Annotated in this window: 15 protein-coding genes and 1 pseudogene; 11 read left to right on the forward strand and 5 right to left on the reverse strand. The window is 71.5% G+C overall.

Features of this window, described 5'->3' with window-relative positions; translation table 11 throughout:
* Position 1: 1 nt before the first annotated feature.
* On the forward strand, positions 2–325 hold the full coding sequence (locus tag ACFZDA_RS12000) for a universal stress protein (RefSeq protein ID WP_391080095.1): 324 nt from the start codon (positions 2–4) through the stop codon (positions 323–325).
* Positions 326–815: 490 nt separating this feature from the next.
* On the opposite strand, the gene ACFZDA_RS12005 is transcribed toward ACFZDA_RS12000, so the two are convergent.
* Both ACFZDA_RS12005 and ACFZDA_RS12010 read right to left on the reverse strand, forming a co-directional pair.
* The gene (locus tag ACFZDA_RS12005) at positions 816–1,931 is read right to left on the reverse strand and encodes an alkene reductase (RefSeq protein WP_391078754.1); all 1,116 of its coding nucleotides are present in this window, start codon (positions 1,929–1,931) and stop codon (positions 816–818) included.
* 140 nt (positions 1,932–2,071) lie between these two features.
* Positions 2,072–3,418, reverse strand: coding sequence for an aldehyde dehydrogenase family protein (locus ACFZDA_RS12010; RefSeq protein WP_391078757.1), 1,347 nt, complete (start codon positions 3,416–3,418; stop codon positions 2,072–2,074).
* Between the two features lie 173 nt (positions 3,419–3,591).
* On the opposite strand from ACFZDA_RS12010, the gene ACFZDA_RS12015 reads away from it, so the two are divergent.
* A complete protein-coding gene (locus tag ACFZDA_RS12015; RefSeq protein ID WP_391078760.1) occupies positions 3,592–4,515 on the forward strand; it encodes a helix-turn-helix domain-containing protein in 924 nt (307 codons plus the stop codon).
* Positions 4,516–5,089: 574 nt separating this feature from the next.
* A complete protein-coding gene (locus ACFZDA_RS12020; protein ID WP_391078763.1) occupies positions 5,090–5,923 on the forward strand; it encodes a PIG-L family deacetylase in 834 nt (277 codons plus the stop codon).
* A 149-nt stretch (positions 5,924–6,072) separates the two neighbouring features.
* Here the strand turns inward: ACFZDA_RS12020 and ACFZDA_RS12025 are convergent, their stop codons facing one another.
* Complete coding sequence (locus ACFZDA_RS12025) at positions 6,073–7,461, reverse strand: AbfB domain-containing protein (RefSeq protein ID WP_391078766.1); 1,389 nt, start codon at positions 7,459–7,461, stop codon at positions 6,073–6,075.
* A gap of 239 nt (positions 7,462–7,700) precedes the next feature.
* Here ACFZDA_RS12025 and ACFZDA_RS12030 point away from each other — a divergent pair, with 239 nt between their 5' ends.
* A complete protein-coding gene (locus ACFZDA_RS12030; RefSeq protein WP_391078769.1) occupies positions 7,701–9,125 on the forward strand; it encodes an amidase in 1,425 nt (474 codons plus the stop codon).
* 69 nt (positions 9,126–9,194) lie between these two features.
* A complete protein-coding gene (locus ACFZDA_RS12035) occupies positions 9,195–9,641 on the forward strand; it encodes a type II toxin-antitoxin system PemK/MazF family toxin (protein ID WP_086558372.1) in 447 nt (148 codons plus the stop codon).
* Here the strand turns inward: ACFZDA_RS12035 and ACFZDA_RS12040 are convergent.
* Positions 9,595–9,738: pseudogene (locus ACFZDA_RS12040) on the reverse strand (TIGR02452 family protein); the annotation flags it as partial. The gene ACFZDA_RS12035 and the pseudogene ACFZDA_RS12040 overlap by 47 nt on opposite strands.
* 425 nt (positions 9,739–10,163) lie before the next feature.
* Here ACFZDA_RS12040 and egtA point away from each other — a divergent pair.
* From egtA to ACFZDA_RS12065, 5 genes are all read left to right on the forward strand, one after another.
* Entirely contained in the window at positions 10,164–11,477 is a 1,314-nt protein-coding gene (gene egtA / locus ACFZDA_RS12045) for an ergothioneine biosynthesis glutamate--cysteine ligase EgtA (RefSeq protein ID WP_391078772.1), read from the forward strand.
* A complete protein-coding gene (gene egtB, locus ACFZDA_RS12050) occupies positions 11,474–12,811 on the forward strand; it encodes an ergothioneine biosynthesis protein EgtB (RefSeq protein ID WP_391078775.1) in 1,338 nt (445 codons plus the stop codon). The genes egtA and egtB overlap by 4 nt, the downstream gene beginning before the upstream one ends.
* Positions 12,811–13,602: an ergothioneine biosynthesis protein EgtC gene (egtC, locus tag ACFZDA_RS12055; RefSeq protein WP_391078778.1), complete on the forward strand. Its 792-nt coding sequence runs from the start codon at positions 12,811–12,813 to the stop codon at positions 13,600–13,602. The genes egtB and egtC overlap by 1 nt, the downstream gene beginning before the upstream one ends.
* Complete coding sequence (egtD, locus tag ACFZDA_RS12060) at positions 13,599–14,561, forward strand: L-histidine N(alpha)-methyltransferase (RefSeq protein ID WP_391078780.1); 963 nt, start codon at positions 13,599–13,601, stop codon at positions 14,559–14,561. Before egtC ends, egtD begins: the two co-directional genes overlap by 4 nt.
* 121 nt (positions 14,562–14,682) lie before the next feature.
* A complete protein-coding gene (locus tag ACFZDA_RS12065; protein WP_391078783.1) occupies positions 14,683–14,898 on the forward strand; it encodes a dodecin in 216 nt (71 codons plus the stop codon).
* Between the two features lie 38 nt (positions 14,899–14,936).
* On the opposite strand, the gene ACFZDA_RS12070 is transcribed toward ACFZDA_RS12065, so the two are convergent.
* Positions 14,937–15,431, reverse strand: a complete 495-nt coding sequence (locus tag ACFZDA_RS12070) for a hypothetical protein (RefSeq protein ID WP_391078786.1) — start codon at positions 15,429–15,431, stop codon at positions 14,937–14,939.
* 1,178 nt (positions 15,432–16,609) lie between these two features.
* Here ACFZDA_RS12070 and ACFZDA_RS12075 point away from each other — a divergent pair.
* The gene (locus ACFZDA_RS12075; protein ID WP_391078789.1) at positions 16,610–17,818 is read left to right on the forward strand and encodes a right-handed parallel beta-helix repeat-containing protein; all 1,209 of its coding nucleotides are present in this window, start codon (positions 16,610–16,612) and stop codon (positions 17,816–17,818) included.
* The last annotated feature ends 306 nt before the right edge of the window (positions 17,819–18,124 follow it).

Here is an 18,124-nt window from a genome sequence, read left to right on the forward strand (position 1 = left end):
CATCGCGAACCGCCCGCGCGTTCCCCGGCAGCTCGGCTCGCGCGGCATGGGAAGCGTCGTCGGACTGATGGTGGGATCGACGGCAGTGCATCTGGCAGCGCATGGACAGTGCCCCGTCCTCGTCGTCCGCGAGCACGGTCAGAGCAGGGCCGATCGTGGTGGGCGTCGACGGCTCCCGGCCGGTGCCGGAGCGGTTGATTTCGCTTTCACCGAGGCGGAGGCGTATCCGGGCGTGAGCGTGACACACGAGGTTGTCACTGCGGCCACGCAGCGACCACAGCCCCCTGTGCCTGAGCACCCCGCATCAAGTCCGGCATTCGGGTGACCGTGGCCTTCTCCGCGCACAGCTCGCCGGGCATGGGAAAGGGATACCTCGGCGCCCTTGATCGTCCCGGACTCTGACGCGGGCCTACGCTCAAGGCCCGTTCTGCCCACTGTCAGGCGCCCGGACCCGACGGCGTCGTACGCTCCGTCAGACCGGAAGGCAGAGGCAGTGAGACGCGGCAGCCCTCAAGCCGGTGCCGCGCACACGCCGGTGGATCCGGCCGAGCACGCAGGTCTGCCGCAGACCCAGATCCCGCCCTACCGACAGCCCCTTTCGTCACCTCCGTTCCCAGCGTTCGGGCTGGACGGTATGGGCGCCGGTGTACAGCGGGGACGGATATCGGTGCAGGCTGCTGACCAGGAACCTGCGGACCGTCAGCGCCCTGATCGCCGGTGTGACCGCGGGCTCGAAGGGGCGGGCACGGGTCGCCGGTCGGGCGCCTGTCCATGGGTGAGTGGGGCTGCCGCATGGACAGGCGTGACCGTGGGCGTCAAGCCGCTTCGAGGAAGGGGTAGTCGGTGTAGCCCTCGGCGTCCAGCCCGTAGAACAGTTCGGGCCGCGGCTCGTTCTCCGGGTGGCCACCCCGCCAGCGCTCGACCAGGTCGGGGTTGGCGATGAGGGCCCGGCCTACGGCCACCGCGTCGGCGTGGCCGGCCTCGATCTGCTGCAGCGCCCGCTCGCGGGTGGTCTGCCCGCCGCCGAGGGGGCCGTTGTTGACGATCAGCTTGCCGTCGAAGCGCCGCCGCAGCTCCTGTACAAGGTCGCCGCCCGGCTCGGTGTGCAGGACGGAGAGGTAGGCCAGGCCCAGCGGGCGCAGCTGGTCGAGCAGGGTGCCGTAGGTGGCCAGGACGTCGTTCCGGTCGGTCTCGAAGACGTCCCCGAAGTCGACCTCCGGCGAGATCCGCAGCCCGACGCGCTCGGCACCGACGGCCTGGGCGACCGCCGTGACGACCTCGACGACGAAGCGGGCGCGGTTGTGCGGCGAGCCGCCGTATCCATCGGTGCGCTGGTTGGCCGCCGGGGAGAGGAACTGGTGGAGCAGGTAGCCGTTGGCGCCGTGGATTTCCACGCCGTCCGCTCCCGCCCCGATGGCCCGGCGGGCCGCGGTGACGAAGTCCTCCTGGGCTGCCCGGATCTCTGCGGGGGTCATCGCTTCCGGCACCGGGTAGGGCTGCTCACCCTTCTCGGTGAACGTTTCGCCGGTCCTGGCGATCGCGCTGGGGGCGAGGACGCGGCGGCCGCCGTTGATGTCGGCGTGGGTTTGGCGGCCGGCGTGCATGAGCTGCAGGACGATGCGGCCGCCCTCGGCGTGCACCGCCTCGAACACCCGCTGCCAGCCGGCCGCCTGCTCGTCGGTGGCGATGCCCGGCTCACCGACATACCCCTGCGACGCGTGGTCGGGATAGGTGCCCTCGGCAATGATCAGCCCGACGCTCGCCCGCTGCCGGTAGTACTCGACCATCAGATCCCCGGGGATGCCGGTGGAACCGGCCCTGACCCGGGTCATCGGTGCCATGACGATGCGGTTGGCGAGCTCGATCTTCCCGAGGGAGGTGGGGGAGAAAAGCGAAGGAACGGGCGAAACTTCTGAAATGTTGACAGTCATGGGTTTCTTTCTCTCTGCAATACGGAGGAAAACGGGATGAAGGTCTGCGACGCAGAGGGTCCACGCTGTCCCGGCGCATCCCGTCGGCATCGACGCCGGCCGATCGCCCATCGGACAGCCTGCTTCACGAAAGCGCGAGGCTAGCTGAGCGGTACGTCCGCGACCCCCTTGAGGTGGCTGAACGTCTCGAGGGAATACCGGCCGTGGTAGCGGCCCATGCCGCTTTCGCCGACGCCGCCGAACGGCAGGCCGGGCATGAGCAGTTGCATCACCGGCTGGCCCCAGGCGACGCCGCCGGAGGACGTCTCGTTCAGCAGGCGCGACTTGGTGGTCTCGGAGGTGGTGAAGGCGTAGAGGGCGAGGGGCTTGTCGCGTTCGTTGATGAAGGCGATGGCGGCATCGAGGTCTGCGACTTCGACGACGGCGAGGATCGGACCGAAGATCTCCTCCTGCATGATGGGCGATGCGGGGTCGACATCGGTGAGCACGGTCGGTGCGATGAACAGGTCGGCACGGTCGTGCCGGCCTCCCACCGCCGCCCGGCCGGAGTCCAGCAGAGCGGTGAGCCGGTCGAAGTGCCGCTCGTTGATGATCCGGCCGAAGTCGGGTGAGGTCTGCGGGCTGGTGCCGAACTGGGCTTCGACCGCCGCACGCAGGGCGGGAACCAGTGCGGCGGCGGTGGCAGGATCGGCCAGAACGTAGTCGGGGGCTATGCACTGCTGCCCCGCGTTGCCGAACTTGGCGCCGACCAGCCGCTTGGCGGTCTCGTCCACGTCGGCGTCGGGCGCCACGAAGACCGGTGACTTGCCTCCGAGTTCGAGCGTGACCGGGGTGAGGTGCTTGGCTGCTGCTGCCATGACGATCCGGCCGACCGCGCCATTGCCGGTGTAGAAGATGTGGTCGAAACGCTGTTCCAGGAGGGCCGTCGTCTCCTCGGCGCCCCCCTCGACGACGGTGAGCACGTCGGCGTCGAAGTACTCTCGCAGGAGGCGTGAAGCCACTGCCGATGTGTGCACCGAGATCTCGCTCGGCTTGGCCACCACGGTGTTTCCCGCGGCCAGTGCGCCGATGATGGGGTCGATGAGAAGGTGCAGCGGGAAATTCCACGGAGCGATCACCAGCACGACCCCGAGCGGGTCGTACGTGGTGTAGGCCGTTGTCGTGGGGCCGAAGTGGGCAGGAACCTCCACCGGGCGAGGCTGAAGCCAGTTTTCGAGGTTCGCCAGCGTCTCGTCGATGTCGGCGACGGTGAAGTCGATCTCCTGCGTCTTCGCCTCGGTGGCGTTCTTCCTCAGATCCGCCCAGAGCGCTTCGAGCAGCTCCTGCTCGTTCTCGACCAGCAGGGCCCGCAGCCGCCGCAGCTGGTCGATGCGCCAGTCCAGTGGGCGGGTGACGCCGGTGTTGAACGTCGCACGAAGGCGGCCGACCACCTCCGCGGCCGTTTCGCTCTGACGCGTCCTCGACTCGGTCCCCTGTGTTGCGGTCATGGGTGTACTCCGTTCCTGATGCAAGCCACGCCCCGGCTGCCTTCCAGCCGGGCACAGTCGCCAGCGTGCTGGACGATCCGGTATTCACCCAGGTCACGGCTTTGTGTACATCCGCTGTGCCTACCACTGGCTGGGGCAGGCTCGTGTGCGTCCGACCGTGGATACTCGGAGGCATGGACGAATACCCCGAACCGGTGCACGAGCCCGCCGGCGGCGCTCTGGACCCGCGTGCCGAGCTCAGTGAGTTCTTGCGCACCCGGCGGGCCCGGCTGAAGCCGGAGGACGTGGGCCTGCCGGACTTCGGGCGGCACCGGCGGGTGCCGGGGCTGCGCCGCGAGGAGCTGGCGCAGCTGGCCGGGGTGTCGGTGGGGTACTACACGCGCCTGGAGCAGGGCAACGGGCGGCACATGTCGGCGGAGGTCCTCGACGCCATCGCCCGCGCGCTCAGGCTGAGCGACGCCGAGCACGCCCACCTCACGCACCTGGCGAAGCCGAAACAGCAGAAGAAGAAGCCGGCCGGCCGCACTCAGCGGGTGCGGGGCTCCCTGCGGACGCTGCTGGACACCATGGAAGGCGGCCCGGCGACCCTCGTGGGGCGGCGGGGGGACATCCTCGCCTGGAACCGGATGGCCGCGGCGGTCTTCGGCGACTGGGCCGAGCTGCCCGAGCACGAGCGGAACTGGGCGCGGCTGGTGTTCCTCAGGCCCGAGTACCGCGACTTGTTCGTGGACTGGGAGCACAAAGCGAACGACGTCGTCTCTCAGCTGCGCATGGACGCCGGCTCCCACCCCAACGACCCCCGGCTGTCCGCGCTGGTGGGCGAACTCTCCGTGAAGAGCGAGGAGTTCAGGCGGCTTTGGGCCGCCCACGACGTCAAGGACAAGTGCCACGGCATCCAGCGCCTGCACCATCCGCTCGTCGGCGAACTCGACCTGCGCCTCGAGTCGTTCCACCTGGCCGACGACCACGAACAGACACTGGCGACGTACCACGCCGAACCCGGTTCCCCGTCCGCGGAGGCACTACGACTGCTGGCCAGCTGGGGAACCGACTCGACAAGGGCGGGAGCCGGGATGCCACCGGCACGCAGGGCTTGATGAACAGTTGATTATCGGTAGTCCGCTGTGCGCCACGCTCAGCGTCCTTTCGCACGCCAGACGCCTCCGGGGCGGTGTCGGATTCAGGACGGCGCAGGCGTGCTGCGGGTAGCCAACCCGTGGCCGAACAGCAGGCCGGCTTCGTCCGCAAGCTCTCGGCTGGCGCGGCGGAAGTGCCGTCGCCGCCAGGGCATCCCCGGCGACCGGAGCATCCCGGGCCGTGACGGCTGTCTCAACCAATCCAGTCCACCCCGGTCAGCGGCATCTACGGCGACTACCTCGCTGAGAAGAGACACGAACTCATGCGTCTGCCGCCCCTAGGGCCTCGGATTTCGTGTCGGAATCTCACGGCTGGTGCCGGATGGAAGTTCGGATCCGACGTGGAGCTGAGACGAGGCGGCCACGCCGGGAACAACCGGTCCGGCCGGCACGGTTGCATCGACCGAAGGACCGGCGCCGCTCGGGCGGGGAACACGGCACACGGTCGTCGGCCCCACCAGGATCCGGGCCTCAGAGTCGCGGTACGCCCGCCGCGCACTCGGACCAGGACGTATTTCTGCAGGAGGACTGTTTCATGGCTGACCGGCCCTTGACGCTCATGGCAGTACACGCCCACCCCGACGACGAGGCCACCGGAACCGGAGGGGTCCTCGCGCGGTACGCAGCGGAAGGCATCCGCACGGTTCTCGTGACGTGTACCGACGGCGGTTGTGGTGACGGACCGGGAGGTGTCAAGCCGGGTGATCCCGGGCACGACCCGGCGGCGGTCGCTCTGATGCGCCGTCAGGAACTCAAGGCGAGCTGTGATGTCTTGAAGGTCAGCGATCTGGAGATGCTGGACTACGCCGACTCCGGGATGACGGGCTGGCCGAGTAACGACGCCCCCGGATCCTTCTGGCAGACCCCCGTGCAGGAAGGCGCGGCCCGGCTCGCGGAACTCATGCGGCACTACCGACCTGATGTGGTCGTCACCTACGACGAGAACGGCTTCTACGGCCACCCCGACCACATCCAGGCCCACCGCATCACGATGGCGGCGCTGGAGATGACCGCGCTGACACCGAAGGTGTACTGGACCACGGCGCCCCGCTCGATGATGCAGCGGTTCGGCGAGATCATGCGCGAGTTTCATCCGGACATGCCGGAGCCGGATCCTGCCGAGGCTGCCGCGATGGCCGAGATCGGTCTCGCTGACGAGGAGATCACCACGTGGGTGGACACCACCGCGTTCAGCGGTCAGAAGTTCGACGCGCTGGCCGCGCACGCCAGTCAGGGCGAGAACATCTTCTTCCTCAAGATGGGCAAGGAGAGGTTCGGCGAGTTGATGGGCATGGAGACCTTCGTACGCGTCCAGGACGCCACCGGCGCGGCCCTACCCGAGAACGATCTCTTCGCCGGACTGCGCTGATCCGCCCGCCCGACCGGTCGGGGCAGCGCATCGAGCGGGTCACACACCGGGAGGCTTGTCCACGCGAGTTGTCGGGAACTCCCGGGAAAACCAGGGAAGTGGAGGGAGGTATCCGCAATCCCCGGCACCCAGGTCAACAGTGGTGCAGGTCACGCCCAGGGTGCCACCGGCACGAACGAACTGTCCTGGCGGAACAGGTCCGTGCCGTCGGTGCGTTCCACTCGGAGCTGGTAGGCGTAGTGGCGCAGGTAGTGCCCGGGGTAGTTGTACGACTCGAAGCGGACGGCGCCCGATGCCGTGCCCGTCCGGAGGATGAACGTGGCGTCCTTGGCGAACGTGCTCGTGCCGTCGTTCGGGTCGAAGCGGGCGCGGAAGTCCCAGTGGCGCAGGTAGTTGCCGGCCGTGTCGCGGAAGGAGCAGCCGGTCGGGTCGGCCAGGCCGGCGACGACCGTGAAGGTGGCGGCCTGCTTCTCGGCGGTGGTGCTGGTGCCGCTGACCACGGGCAGGTTGAGGAGCGCGGACTGCTGCTGCCAGTAGCGGGTCGGGTAGTTGGCCGACCGGAAGGAGCGGGTGGTGTTCCGGGCGAGGCTCGGGCCGCCGGAGACCGTCTCCTTGATGACCGTGAAGTGCCGGGCCGTGCCGGAAATGCCGGGCAGCGCGGCCGGGGCCGTCCAGGTGGCGAAGGTGTCGTAGCTGTCGGAGTAGTAGTAGGTGCCGTCGCCGTAGCCGTCGAAGAAGATGCGCCAGCCGCCGTTGTCGAGCCGCACCAGCGCCGGGCCCTCGCGGTAGCTGCCCCAGCCGGCCCAGTCGCCCGTCCTGCGGATCGTGTACGGGCCGGTCAGGTTCGAGGCCGTGGCGTACTCGATGTACTTCGTCGTCTCGTTCTTCGGGAAGGCGTGGTAGGTCGAGCCGGTCTTCACGATGAACGTGTCGATGTGGTTGGCGCCGATGCCCGCGAGCGCCACCGGTGAACTCCAGGCCGTCAGGGCGGAGTTCGTGGCCCGCAGCAGATACGGCGTGAAGATCCACTCGTCGTTCGTGGTGGAGCAGGACACGATGACGCTGACGCTGCCGTCAGTGTCGACGAACCACTCGGGCGCCCAGGCTCGGGAGAGGTTCGCGAGAGGGACGGTGTAGTCGTACAGGAACGTCCAGTTGACGCGGTCCAAGCTGCGGGCGAAGCCGATGGTCCTGCTCGTGTCCTGCCAGGTGTGCGTGGTGTAGGTGACGTAGTAGTAGCCGTCGGTGTGTCTGATCACGCTCGCGTCGCGGATCCGGTTCGCGGGTGGCGTGTACGCGGACGAGCGCAGCAGCCGGAAGTCGGTGGCGTCGTCCGACTGGTAGACGTTGACCGTGCCGTCGTTGCTGTTGAGGAACGGCACGATCGTGTAGCGCGTGGCCGAGCCGTTCGGGGGCGCTGCGGCCAGGGCGCTGCCGAGCAGTCCGGGCGCTTCGCCCAGCAGCACCGCCGAGGCGGGCAGGGCGGCCAGGGCGCGCAGCAGCGTACGGCGGGACGGGGCGACGGGGCGTGAGGTCACGGGCGGCTCTCCCTGAGACACAGGGATCGATATACCGAACAGGGTTCGGTGAATCGATCAGACGTGAGGGCTCAGAAGGTAAGGGCGAGGCAGAGAGGCGTCAATGGTTTGAACAGGAGCGGATGAGCCCAGTGGTGTAGATGTGGCCGTGGGTGGATTTCCACTCCTGTCGTCGGCGTTTCGCCACCGGCCATCGGACGTTACCGTTCGGTAGAGAGGTCGCTTCCGGAGGTGTCCGTATGACGTTCGACCGTGCCGCAGGCCTGGCGGAGACCGCCCGTGCGCTGGCCGCCGGGGACGTGACGTCCCGGGCGCTGGTCGAGCGGACGCTGGCGCGGATCGAGGCGACGCAGGGCAGCGTCAACGCCTTCCGGATCATCCGGGCCGAGGCGGCGCTCGCCGAGGCCGAGGCCGCCGACCGGGAGCTCGCCGCGGGTGTGCGCAGGCCGCTGCTCGGCGTTCCCGTCGCCGTGAAGGACGACATGGACGTGGCCGGTGAGCCGACCGCCTTCGGCTGCTGCGGGGAGTTCCCGCCGGTCGCCGAGGACGGCGAGGCGGTGCGACGGCTTCGCTCGGCCGGGGCCGTGATCGTCGGCAAGACCAACACCTGCGAGTTCGGGCAGTGGCCCTTCACTGAGGGGCCGGCCTTCGGCGCGACGCGCAATCCGTGGAGCACGGCCCATACGCCGGGAGGTTCCTCGGGCGGCTCGGCCGCCGCGGTCGCCGCCGGACTGGTGCCCGCCGCGCTCGGCTCGGACGGGGCCGGCTCGGTGCGGATCCCGGCCGCGTGGACCCATCTGGTCGGCATCAAGCCGCAGCGCGGCCGTATCTCCACCTGGCCGCGCGGGGAGTCCTTCCAGGGCATCACCGTCAACGGCACGCTGGCCCGTACTGTCGCCGACGCGGCCCTGCTGCTGGACGCGGCGAGCGGCAACCACCCGCTGGACCCGCACCGGCCCCCGGACGTCGACGCGTCAGCCGCCATCGGCCGCGACCCCGGGCGGCTGCGCATCGCGCTCGCCCTCAAACCGCCGTTCACGGCCGTTCCCGCCCGGCTCCAGCCCCAGGTGCGGACCCGCGTCGTCGAACTCGCCGAGCTGTTGGCGGCGTTGGGGCACACGGTCGAGGAAGCGGACCCGCCGTACGGGCAGATCGGGCTGACCTTCGTGCCGCGCGCGACGGCCGGGATCGCCGAGCGGGTGTCCGAGGCGCCCTTCCCGGCGCTGCTGGACCGGCGCACCCTGGGAGCGGCCCGGCTGGGCCGGCTGCTCGGCGGGGCACCGCTGCGGGTGGCCCGGCGGGCGGAGACCGTCCTGCACCGCCGTATCGGCGGGTTCTTCGCCTCGTACGACGTCGTCCTCGCGCCCACCACCGCCGCTCCCCCGCCCCGCATCGGCGCCCTGCTGGAACTCAGCGGTTTCGCCACCGACCGGGCGATGATCGCCGCCTGTCCGTACGCCTGGCCGTGGAACGTGCTGGGCTGGCCTGGCGTCAACGTGCCCGCCGGTTTCACGGCGGACGGGCTGCCCGTCGGGGCCCAGTTGCTCGGCCCGGCGAACAGCGAACCGCTTCTGGTGCGGGTGGCGGCGCAGTTGGAGGCGGAGCTGCGCTGGCACGAGAAGTGGCCGGCGCCGCCGGTCGCGGAACCTTCCGCTGCCGCCTGAGCGGCCGCGCGCGGTTCCATGTGGCGGACCGGTCGGTGTCCGGGCCCACGGGAGGCCTAGGGTGCCCGCGTGACCGCGTTTACCGATGAGAACGTCCCGGGCCGCTCCGGCCCCTCCGCCACGACTCAGGCCGATCCGCGCGAGGTGGGCCGGGTGCGCACCGAGTACTCGCCCGCGCACGACGGCGATCCCGACCCCGGCGAGATCGTCTGGACGTGGGTGCCCTTCGAGGAGAACGACGGGCGCGGCAAGGACCGCCCGGTGCTCGTGGTCGCCCGCGAGCCGGCGGGGACGTTCCTCGCCGTGCAGTTGTCCAGCAAGCGGCACGACGGGGACCGGGAATGGGTCCCGATCGGCAGCGGACCGTGGGACCGGTCGGGCCGCGAGTCGTGGGTCGATGTGGACCGGGTCCTGCGGCTGCACGAGGACGGCATGCGCCGGGAGGCATGCGCCCTGGACCGGATGCGGTTCAACCTCGTCCGTCACCGGCTGCGGGAGCGCTACGGCTGGAGCTGAAGGCCTGCTCGAAGGCGCCCCGCACCGCGGCGTCCGGCGTCCGGTCCAGCACCCCGAACACCACGCGCCCGAAAGCCCCCGCGAAGCGCCCGCCGGGTTGAGTCACCCGGATGGAGGGCACCCGCACCGTACTTGTGCGTGCCCTCAGGCGCGACCCGCGGCCCTCGCCGATCGACACCTGGCGCGCGCTCACGGCGCCACCCCCGTGTGCGCCGTGAGCGCGTGCGCCGTGACCGCGTGCCGTGCGGCCGGTCTTGTCGTGCTCACGCTGGCATCGTGGGTGAAACCGGACGCGCGGTGCAACACGTTTTCGCCATCGCGGGCCAACGGAATTTTCGCCAACGGAGAACATCACGGAAAGCGCCGGGAAACGCCCGGCCGGCCCGGATGACCGCGCCGGAACGCCCCGGTAGGCCCCCTTGTGCCGAACGAGATGAGGGTCTTGGGTGGGACGGGTGATCCCGGTCCGGGCGCCGAAGTGCCCGAACCGGTGGCATGGTGGAATCTCAGGAGGATCCCGACATGTCCGATGCGCCCACTGCCCCGGCGGGTGGCTGTACCGAGCCGCACCCCGCCCTGTCCGAAGCCGAGGTCGAGGCCCTGGTCCGCGGCATCTGCTTCAAGACCGGCCCGCCGCGCCGCCTCGGCGTCGAGGTGGAATGGCTCGTCCACGAGCTGCGCGCACCGCAGCTCCCCGTCACACCCGAACGACTCGACGCGGCCTACGCCGCACTGCGGCCCTTGCCCCTGAGGTCGGCGCTCACCGTGGAGCCCGGCGGCCAGCTGGAGCTGAGCTCGCTCCCCGCCGACTCGCTGACGGAGGTCATCACCACCGTCTCCGCCGACCTCGACGCCGTCCGCGCGGTCCTGCGCGAGAGTGGCCTCACGCTGGTCGGCCTCGGCCACGATCCCTGGCACGAACCGCGTCGGTTCCTGCGCGAACCGCGCTACGACGCCATGGAGGCCTGCCTCGACCGCACCGGCCCCTCCGGCCGCGCCATGATGTGCGCCTCGGCCTCCGTGCAGGTGTGCGTGGACGCCGGCCATGAGGAGCCGGGGCCCCTCGGCCATGTGCGGCGCTGGTGGCTGGCCCATCACCTGGGCGCGGTCCTGGTGGCCGTGTTCGCCAACTCCCCGCTCGCCGGTCACCGGCCGACCGGCTGGCTGTCCACCCGGCAGCTGACGTGGACCCGGATCGGCGCCGGCCGGGCGGGCGGCCCGCCCCTGGACGCGGCCCCGCGCCGCGCCTGGGCCCGGCACGTGCTGGACTCTCCCGTGATGTGCGTACGGCGCGACGGCGGGCCCTGGGACGTCCCGGAGGGGCTCACCTTCCGCGAGTGGATCCGCACGGGCGTCCCCCGGCCGCCCACGCGGGAGGACCTCGACTACCACGTCACGACGCTGTTCCCGCCGGTGAGGCCGCGCGGCCACCTCGAACTGCGCATGATCGACGCGCAGCCCGGTGACGACGGCTGGATCGTACCGCTGACCGTGACGGCGGCGCTGTTCGACGACCCGGAGGCCGCCGAGACCGCCTACCGGGCCGTGAAGCCGTTGGCCGAGCGCACACTCGGCCTGCCCGCGCCGCACAACCCGCTGTGGGTCGACGCGGCCCGCAGCGGGCTCGCCGACGCCGAACTGCGCGAGGTGGCCGTCACGTGCTTCACGGCCGCGCTGGACGCTCTGCCCCGGCTCGGCGCCGGGCCCGAGGTCGTCGAGGCCGTCACGGCCTATCTGGACCGCTATGTCGTCCTGGGCCGCTGCCCCGCCGACGACCTGCTCGACCGACAGCGCGGCACGGACGGTCGCGCCCACGGGAAGGACCCGCGCTCATGACCGACACCAGCCCCGCTGTCGACACCGGCACCACCGACCCGGAGGTCCTGCGCGAGCGCGCGGTCGCCTCGCTGGTCGTCGCCCGCGACCGCACCACCCTGCTGACGAGCTGCGTCGAGGATCCCGACCTGACCGCGCAGCACTCGCCGCTGATGTCGCCGCTCGTGTGGGACCTGGCGCACATCGGCAACCAGGAGGAGCAGTGGCTGCTGCGGGCCGTCGCCGGGCACGAGGCGATACGGCCCGAGATCGACGGCCTCTACGACGCGTTCGAGCATCCGCGGGCCGAGCGGCCGAAGCTGCCGCTGCTGCCGCCGGCCGAGGCACGCGCGTACGCGGCCGAGGTGCGCGGCCGTGCCCTGGACGTGCTGGAGCGGGCCGCGTTCCACGGGACGCGGCTGACGGAGGCGGGGTTCGCCTTCGGGATGATCGCGCAGCACGAACAGCAGCACGACGAGACCATGCTGATCACCCATCAGCTGCGCCGGGGTCCGCAGGCGCTGACCGCGCCCGACCCGGAGCCGGTGCCGCTGTTCACCGGCCCGTCCGAAGTCCTCGTCCCGGGCGGCCCGTTCACGATGGGCACCTCCGACGAGCCGTGGGCCCTGGACAACGAACGGCCCGCGCACCGGCGCGAGGTGGCGCCCTTCCGGATCGACACCACGCCGGTGACGAACGGCGCGTACCAGGCGTTCATCGAGGACGGCGGCTACGACGACCCGCGCTGGTGGACGGCGGACGGCTGGGCCCACGTCCGCCGGAACTCCCTGACGGCCCCGCTGTTCTGGCGGCGGGACGGCGGGCAGTGGCTGCGGCGGCGCTTCGGCGTCACCGAGGTCGTCCCGCCGGACGAGCCGGTGCTGCACGTGTGCTGGTACGAAGCCGACGCCTACGCGCGCTGGGCGGGACGCCGGCTGCCCACGGAGGCCGAGTGGGAGAAGGCGGCCCGCTACGACCCGGCCGGCGACCGCTCCATGCGCTACCCGTGGGGCGACGCCGACCCGGGGCCCGAGCACGCCAACCTCGGCCAGCGGCATTTGCGTCCGGCGCCCGCCGGGAGCTACCCGGCCGGCGAGTCGCCGCTCGGCGTACGGCAGTTGATCGGCGACGTGTGGGAGTGGACGGCGAGCGACTTCCTGCCGTATCCGGGGTTCCGGGCATTCCCGTACAAGGAGTACTCGGAGGTCTTCTTCGGGTCCGACTACAAGGTGCTGCGCGGCGGTTCGTTCGCCGTGGACGCGGTGGCCTGCCGGGGTACGTTCCGCAACTGGGACCACCCGATCCGGCGGCAGATCTTCTCCGGGTTCCGCACGGCCCGCTCGGAGGACGTCTGATGTGCCGTCATGTGGCGTACGTGGGACCGGCCCAGTCGCTCGGCGGACTTCTCGTGGAGCCCCCGCACGGCCTGTACCGCCAGTCGTGGGCGCCCCGGCGGCAGCGGTACGGGACGGTCAACGCCGACGGTTTCGGCGTGGGCTGGTACGCCGAGGGCGATCCGGTGCCGGCGCGCTACCGCCGGGCCGGGCCCATCTGGGCGGACCTGTCGTTCGCCGATCTCGCCCGGGTCGTACGGTCCACCGCGCTGCTCGCCGCGGTGCGGGACGCGACGCTGTCGGGCGCGGACGCGGAGGCCGCGGCGGCGCCGTTCGGGGCGGGGACCTGGCTGTTCAGCCACAACGGGGCGGTCAAGGGCTGGCCCGGCTCGCTCGCGGCGGTGTCGCGCACCCTGCCGCCACAGGACCTGCTGGCGCTGGAGGCCCGCAACGACTCGGCGCTCGTGTGGGCCCTGGTCCTGGCCCGGCTCAGGAGCGGTGACGAGCAGGGCCAGGCGCTGGCCGACACGGTCCTGGAGGTCGCCGCCGCCGCGCCCGGTTCCCGGCTCAACCTCCTGCTCACCGACGGCGCCACCATCACCGCGACCGCCTGGGGCGACACCCTCTGGTATCTCACCCGGCCCGGCGGCGGCACCGTCGTGGCCTCGGAGCCCTACGACGACGATCCGCACTGGCAGGAGGTGCCCGACCGCACGCTGCTCGCGGCGAGCCACACGGACGTGCTTCTCACGCCGCTGAAGGAGCCGGCCGACACCTTCGTGCCCGCCTCACCCAAGGAGCCCCGTACGTGAGCCCGTTCCATCTCACCCGCACGCTGCCCGAGGATGCCACGGACGCCGCGCTGCGCGCCGACGTCCACCGGGGTCTGACCGGTCGTCCCAAGACGCTGCCGCCGAAGTGGTTCTACGACGCGCACGGCAGCGACCTGTTCGAGAAGATCACCGAACTGCCCGAGTACTACCCGACGCGCGCCGAAAGGGAGATCCTGCTCGCGCGCTCCGGCGACATCGCCGCGGCGACCGGGGCCCGCACGCTGGTCGAGCTCGGCTCCGGGTCCTCGGAGAAGACGCGGCATCTGCTCGACGCCCTGACGGATCTGCACACCTACGTCCCCGTCGACGTCAGCGAGAGCGCCCTCACCCAGGCCGGGCAGGCGCTCGTCGCCGAGCGGCCGGGGCTCGACGTGCACGCGCTGATCGCCGACTTCACCGCGGAACTGACGCTGCCACGGACGCCGGGGCCCCGGCTGGTGGCGTTCCTCGGCGGCACGGTCGGCAATCTGCTGCCCGCCGAGCGTGCCGCGTTCCTGGCGTCCGTGCGGACCCTGCTCGCCCCGGGCGACGCCCTGCTGCTGGGTACCGACCTGGTCAAGGACCAGGAGGTGCTGGTCCGGGCGTACGACGACGCGGCCGGGGTGACGGCCGCGTTCAACAAGAACGTGCTCACCGTGATCAACCGGGAGCTCGGCGCCGACTTCGAGCCGGCCGCGTTCGACCATGTGGCGCTGTGGGACGCCGAGCACGAGTGGATCGAGATGCGGCTGCGCTCCCGTACGGCGCAGACCGTGAAGGTGCCGGCGCTCGACCTCGCCGTCGACTTCGCGGTGGGCGAGGAACTGCGCACCGAGGTGTCGGCGAAGTTCCGGCGGGAGGGTGTGCGGGGCGAACTGTTCGCGGCGGGGCTGGACCTGACCCACTGGTGGACGGACGACGAGGGCCGGTTCGCGCTGTCGCTGAGCGTGGTGCGCTGACCTCTGTGGCATCCCGGTGCCCCTGGACGGTGGCGGGCGGGAGACGACGTCTCGCGCTTCGCCGCCGCTTGGGGCGCGGTGGAGTCATGTGTGACACCCGTCACTGAAAAGGAGCAGCGGCATGTCGAACCACACCTACCGGGTCACGGAGATCGTCGGCACCTCTCCCGACGGCGTCGACGAGGCCGTCCGCAACGGCATCGACCGGGCCTCGCAGACGCTGCGCAACCTGGACTGGTTCGAGGTGACGCAGGTGCGCGGGCAACTGGAGAACGGGCAGATCGCGCACTGGCAGGTGGGGCTGAAGGTGGGCTTCCGGCTGGAGGAGTCCGAGTAGCCCGCCGCGCTGCGAAGGGCCTGTTTCCCGGAGTGCGCTCAGGTGCGCCCTTCCCGCTCCTGCGCGGCCTTCAGCTCGGCGGACCTGGCCGCCCAGTCGGCCCGTACGACGGTGAAGCCCGCGCGCCGGGCGTCCTCGCAGACCAGTTCGTCGTCGTCCACGAGGACGCGGATCTCGCGTGTGCGGGCGAGCCGGCGCAGGATCTCCAGCTTGGTGAACCGGGCGGGCCGGCGGTCGGCGTCGCGGCGCATGTACAGCCGCCCCTCGGGCAGCCCCTGCGCGGCGAGCCAGTCGAGCGTGTCGCGCCGGCAGCGCTCGGGCCGTCCGGTGAGGTAGACGATCTCGCACTCGCGCGCGCTCTCCTTGACCAGGGCGGTGCCCTCCCGGAGCGGCGGATCCTCGGGCGCCGCCGAGAAGAACCCGTCCCAGTCCCGCGGCCTGCGCTCCAGGAACCGCTGCCGGTGCGCGGTGTCGGCGAGGGTGTTGTCCAGGTCGAACACGGCCAGCGGTGCCGCACGGCGATCATCACTCACGCCCCCACCCTAGGCCGTCCGGCGGTCCCCTCGCCCGCCTCGGGCAGGCCGACCGTGTGTGCGCCGGCGCGCGGCAACGAGTCCCCCGCCCCGGCCTCCGGCATGGGTCTCCGGTTTCGGTCTCCGGGCAGGAGCCCCCGGCCCGGGCCTCCAGTTGGCGGGGCCGAGCCGCGCCGAAGACCCGTCCGGCGCCCCCGTCGCCCGCCACGAGCAGGCCGACCACCTGCCCACCAGGACGCCGCAACGGATCCCCCACCCAGGCCTCCGCCATGCGCATCCAGCCCCAGCCTCCAGGCACCAGTCCCCAACCCGGACACTCCTCCAGCCAGAGCCACCAACCCCCGCCCAAGACCCATCCGGCAACCCCCATCACCCACCCCAGGCAAGCCGACCACCTGCCCACCAGGACGCCGCAACGGATCCCCCACCCAGGCCTCCGCCATGCGCACCCAGCCCCAGCCTCCAGGCATCAGTCCCCAACCCGGACACTCCTCCAGCCAAAGCCACCAACCCCCGCCCAAGACCCATCCGGCAACCCCCATCACCCACCCCAGGCAAGCCGACCACCTGCCCACCAGGACGCCGCAACGGATCCCCGCCCAGGCCTCCGCCATGCGCATCCAGCCCCGGTCTCCAGGCATCAGTCACCGACCCGGGCCTCCAGTTGGCGGGGCCGCCGAGCCGCGCCGAAGACCCGTCCGGCGACCCCCTTCACCCGCCACGAGCAGGCCGACCATGTGCCCACCGGGGTGCGGCAACGGGTCCCCCGCGCAGGCCTCCGGCTGGCGTCTCCAGCACGGCCCCGGGCAGGGGTCTCCGGTAGGCGGGCCGCCGAGCCGCGTCGCGGGCCGGGCGTGGCCCACCCCCTGCCGGGGCGCCCTCCCGCGTCCACCCCGGACCGGGAAACCGGGCTGTGCCCACGGCCGACCGGCCCCCGGGCGGCGGGCCGCCTGCCCGGCTCCCGGTCCGGCAGAACGGAGGCCGCGCCCGGAGCCGTCCCCCGCTCAACGTCCGGGACTCTGTCCGCGAGGGCGATGCCGTGCCCATGCCCGCCCCCGACATGGTGCGCGGCGGCCTGCCTACCCGCCCTCCGCGGCTCCGTCTCCCACCCCGGCAACCTTCGCCCCTCGGGCGGCCACTGCTCTGCGACATCCACGCAGGTACAGGCAGGAGGCCGTATGCGTAACGCAGCGATCTGGTCCGTGGCGATGACGGGGGCCGCGGTGGCCATGGCGCTGGGAGGGCCGGCGGGGTCGGCAGCCGCGGCGGGGAAGACCCTGGTCGTGGCACCCGGCGGGGACGACTCCGGCCCCGGCACGCTCGACCGGCCGTTGAGGAGCATTCAGCGGGCCGTGGACCTGGCGAGGCCCGGCGACACCATCAGCGTGCGCGGCGGGACGTACGCCCTCACCGACAACATCACCATCGTCACGTCGGGGACCTCCTCCCAGCCCGTCACCCTCGCGCCCCACCAGGGCGAGCGCGTGGTCGTCGACGGGGAGAAGCTGCCCGCCGGCCACACCCCGGTCGGCGGCAGTATCCCGCGTGCCGAGCGCGGGGCGATCCACATGGAGGCCTCGCACTGGCGGATCTCGGGCCTGGAGATCGTCAACGGCCCGTACGGCGTGTACTGCGACGGCTGCAACAGCAATGTCTTCGCCCGCCTGAGCACGCACGACAACTACGAGTCCGGCTTCCAGCTCCAGGGCGCCTCCAGCGACAACCAGATCCTGAACCTGGACAGTTACGGCAACCGCGACCCCCGTAAGAACGGCGAGAGCGCCGACGGCCTGGCCGTCAAGGAGGGCAGCGGTTCGGGCAACGTGGTGCGCGGCGCCAGGCTGTGGAACAACGTCGACGACGGCTTCGACGCCTGGAAGTTCACCTCCCCGGTCACGATCGAGAACACCGTGGCGTACGGCAACGGCTTCAACCGCTGGAACTTCCCCGACTTCGCGGGTGACGGGAACGGCTTCAAACTCGGCGGCGGCAGCCCGGCCCCGGCGGTGTCCCACACCGTCCGGGGCAGCGTCGCGTTCAAGAACGCCAAGCACGGCTTCACCGACAACGGCAACCCGGGCTCCCTCTTACTGAGCCGCAACTCCACCTACGCCAACGCCGGTACGGGCTTCGACGCCGACGTCCCGGGCGGAACCGCCAGGCTCTCCGGCAACCTCTCCGTCGCGGACCAGCGCCCGGCGGCCGTCGGGTCCGGCACGGTCACCAGCGGCAACTCCTGGAACATCGGCGGCACTTGGGACACCGCCTCGGTCCTGAGCACCGACCCGGCTCCGCTCACCGGCCCCCGCGCGGCGGACGGCTCGCTGCCGAAGGCACCGGCGTTCCTCGTCCCCCGGTCCGGCACCGCCGTCGGCGCCCGCTTCTGACCAGGCCGGCCGGGGAGTAGTCCGTACCATTCACCGGCCGGGCTTTTCCGATCAAGCCGTCGCGGTATCGCCAACCTTCGACCGTGGCGTGAACGAGCCATGCGCAGCGGTCAATTGTCCCTCACAGTTGATGGCTCAAGCGTCGCACTGACATACTCCGCATTCAGCCTCGCCACCACCCGTGGACGGGGCTGGCCGGGGATCTCCACACAGAACCCCAAGGCAGTCCGCGTGGAGCCGAACAGCGAGCTTTTCGGTTTCACGAGACCCCCACAGAGCCCGCACCCCCGCAGTGCGCCCGGCGTC

This window comes from Streptomyces sp. NPDC007991, assembly GCF_042958445.1.
Classification (GTDB): domain Bacteria; phylum Actinomycetota; class Actinomycetes; order Streptomycetales; family Streptomycetaceae; genus Streptomyces.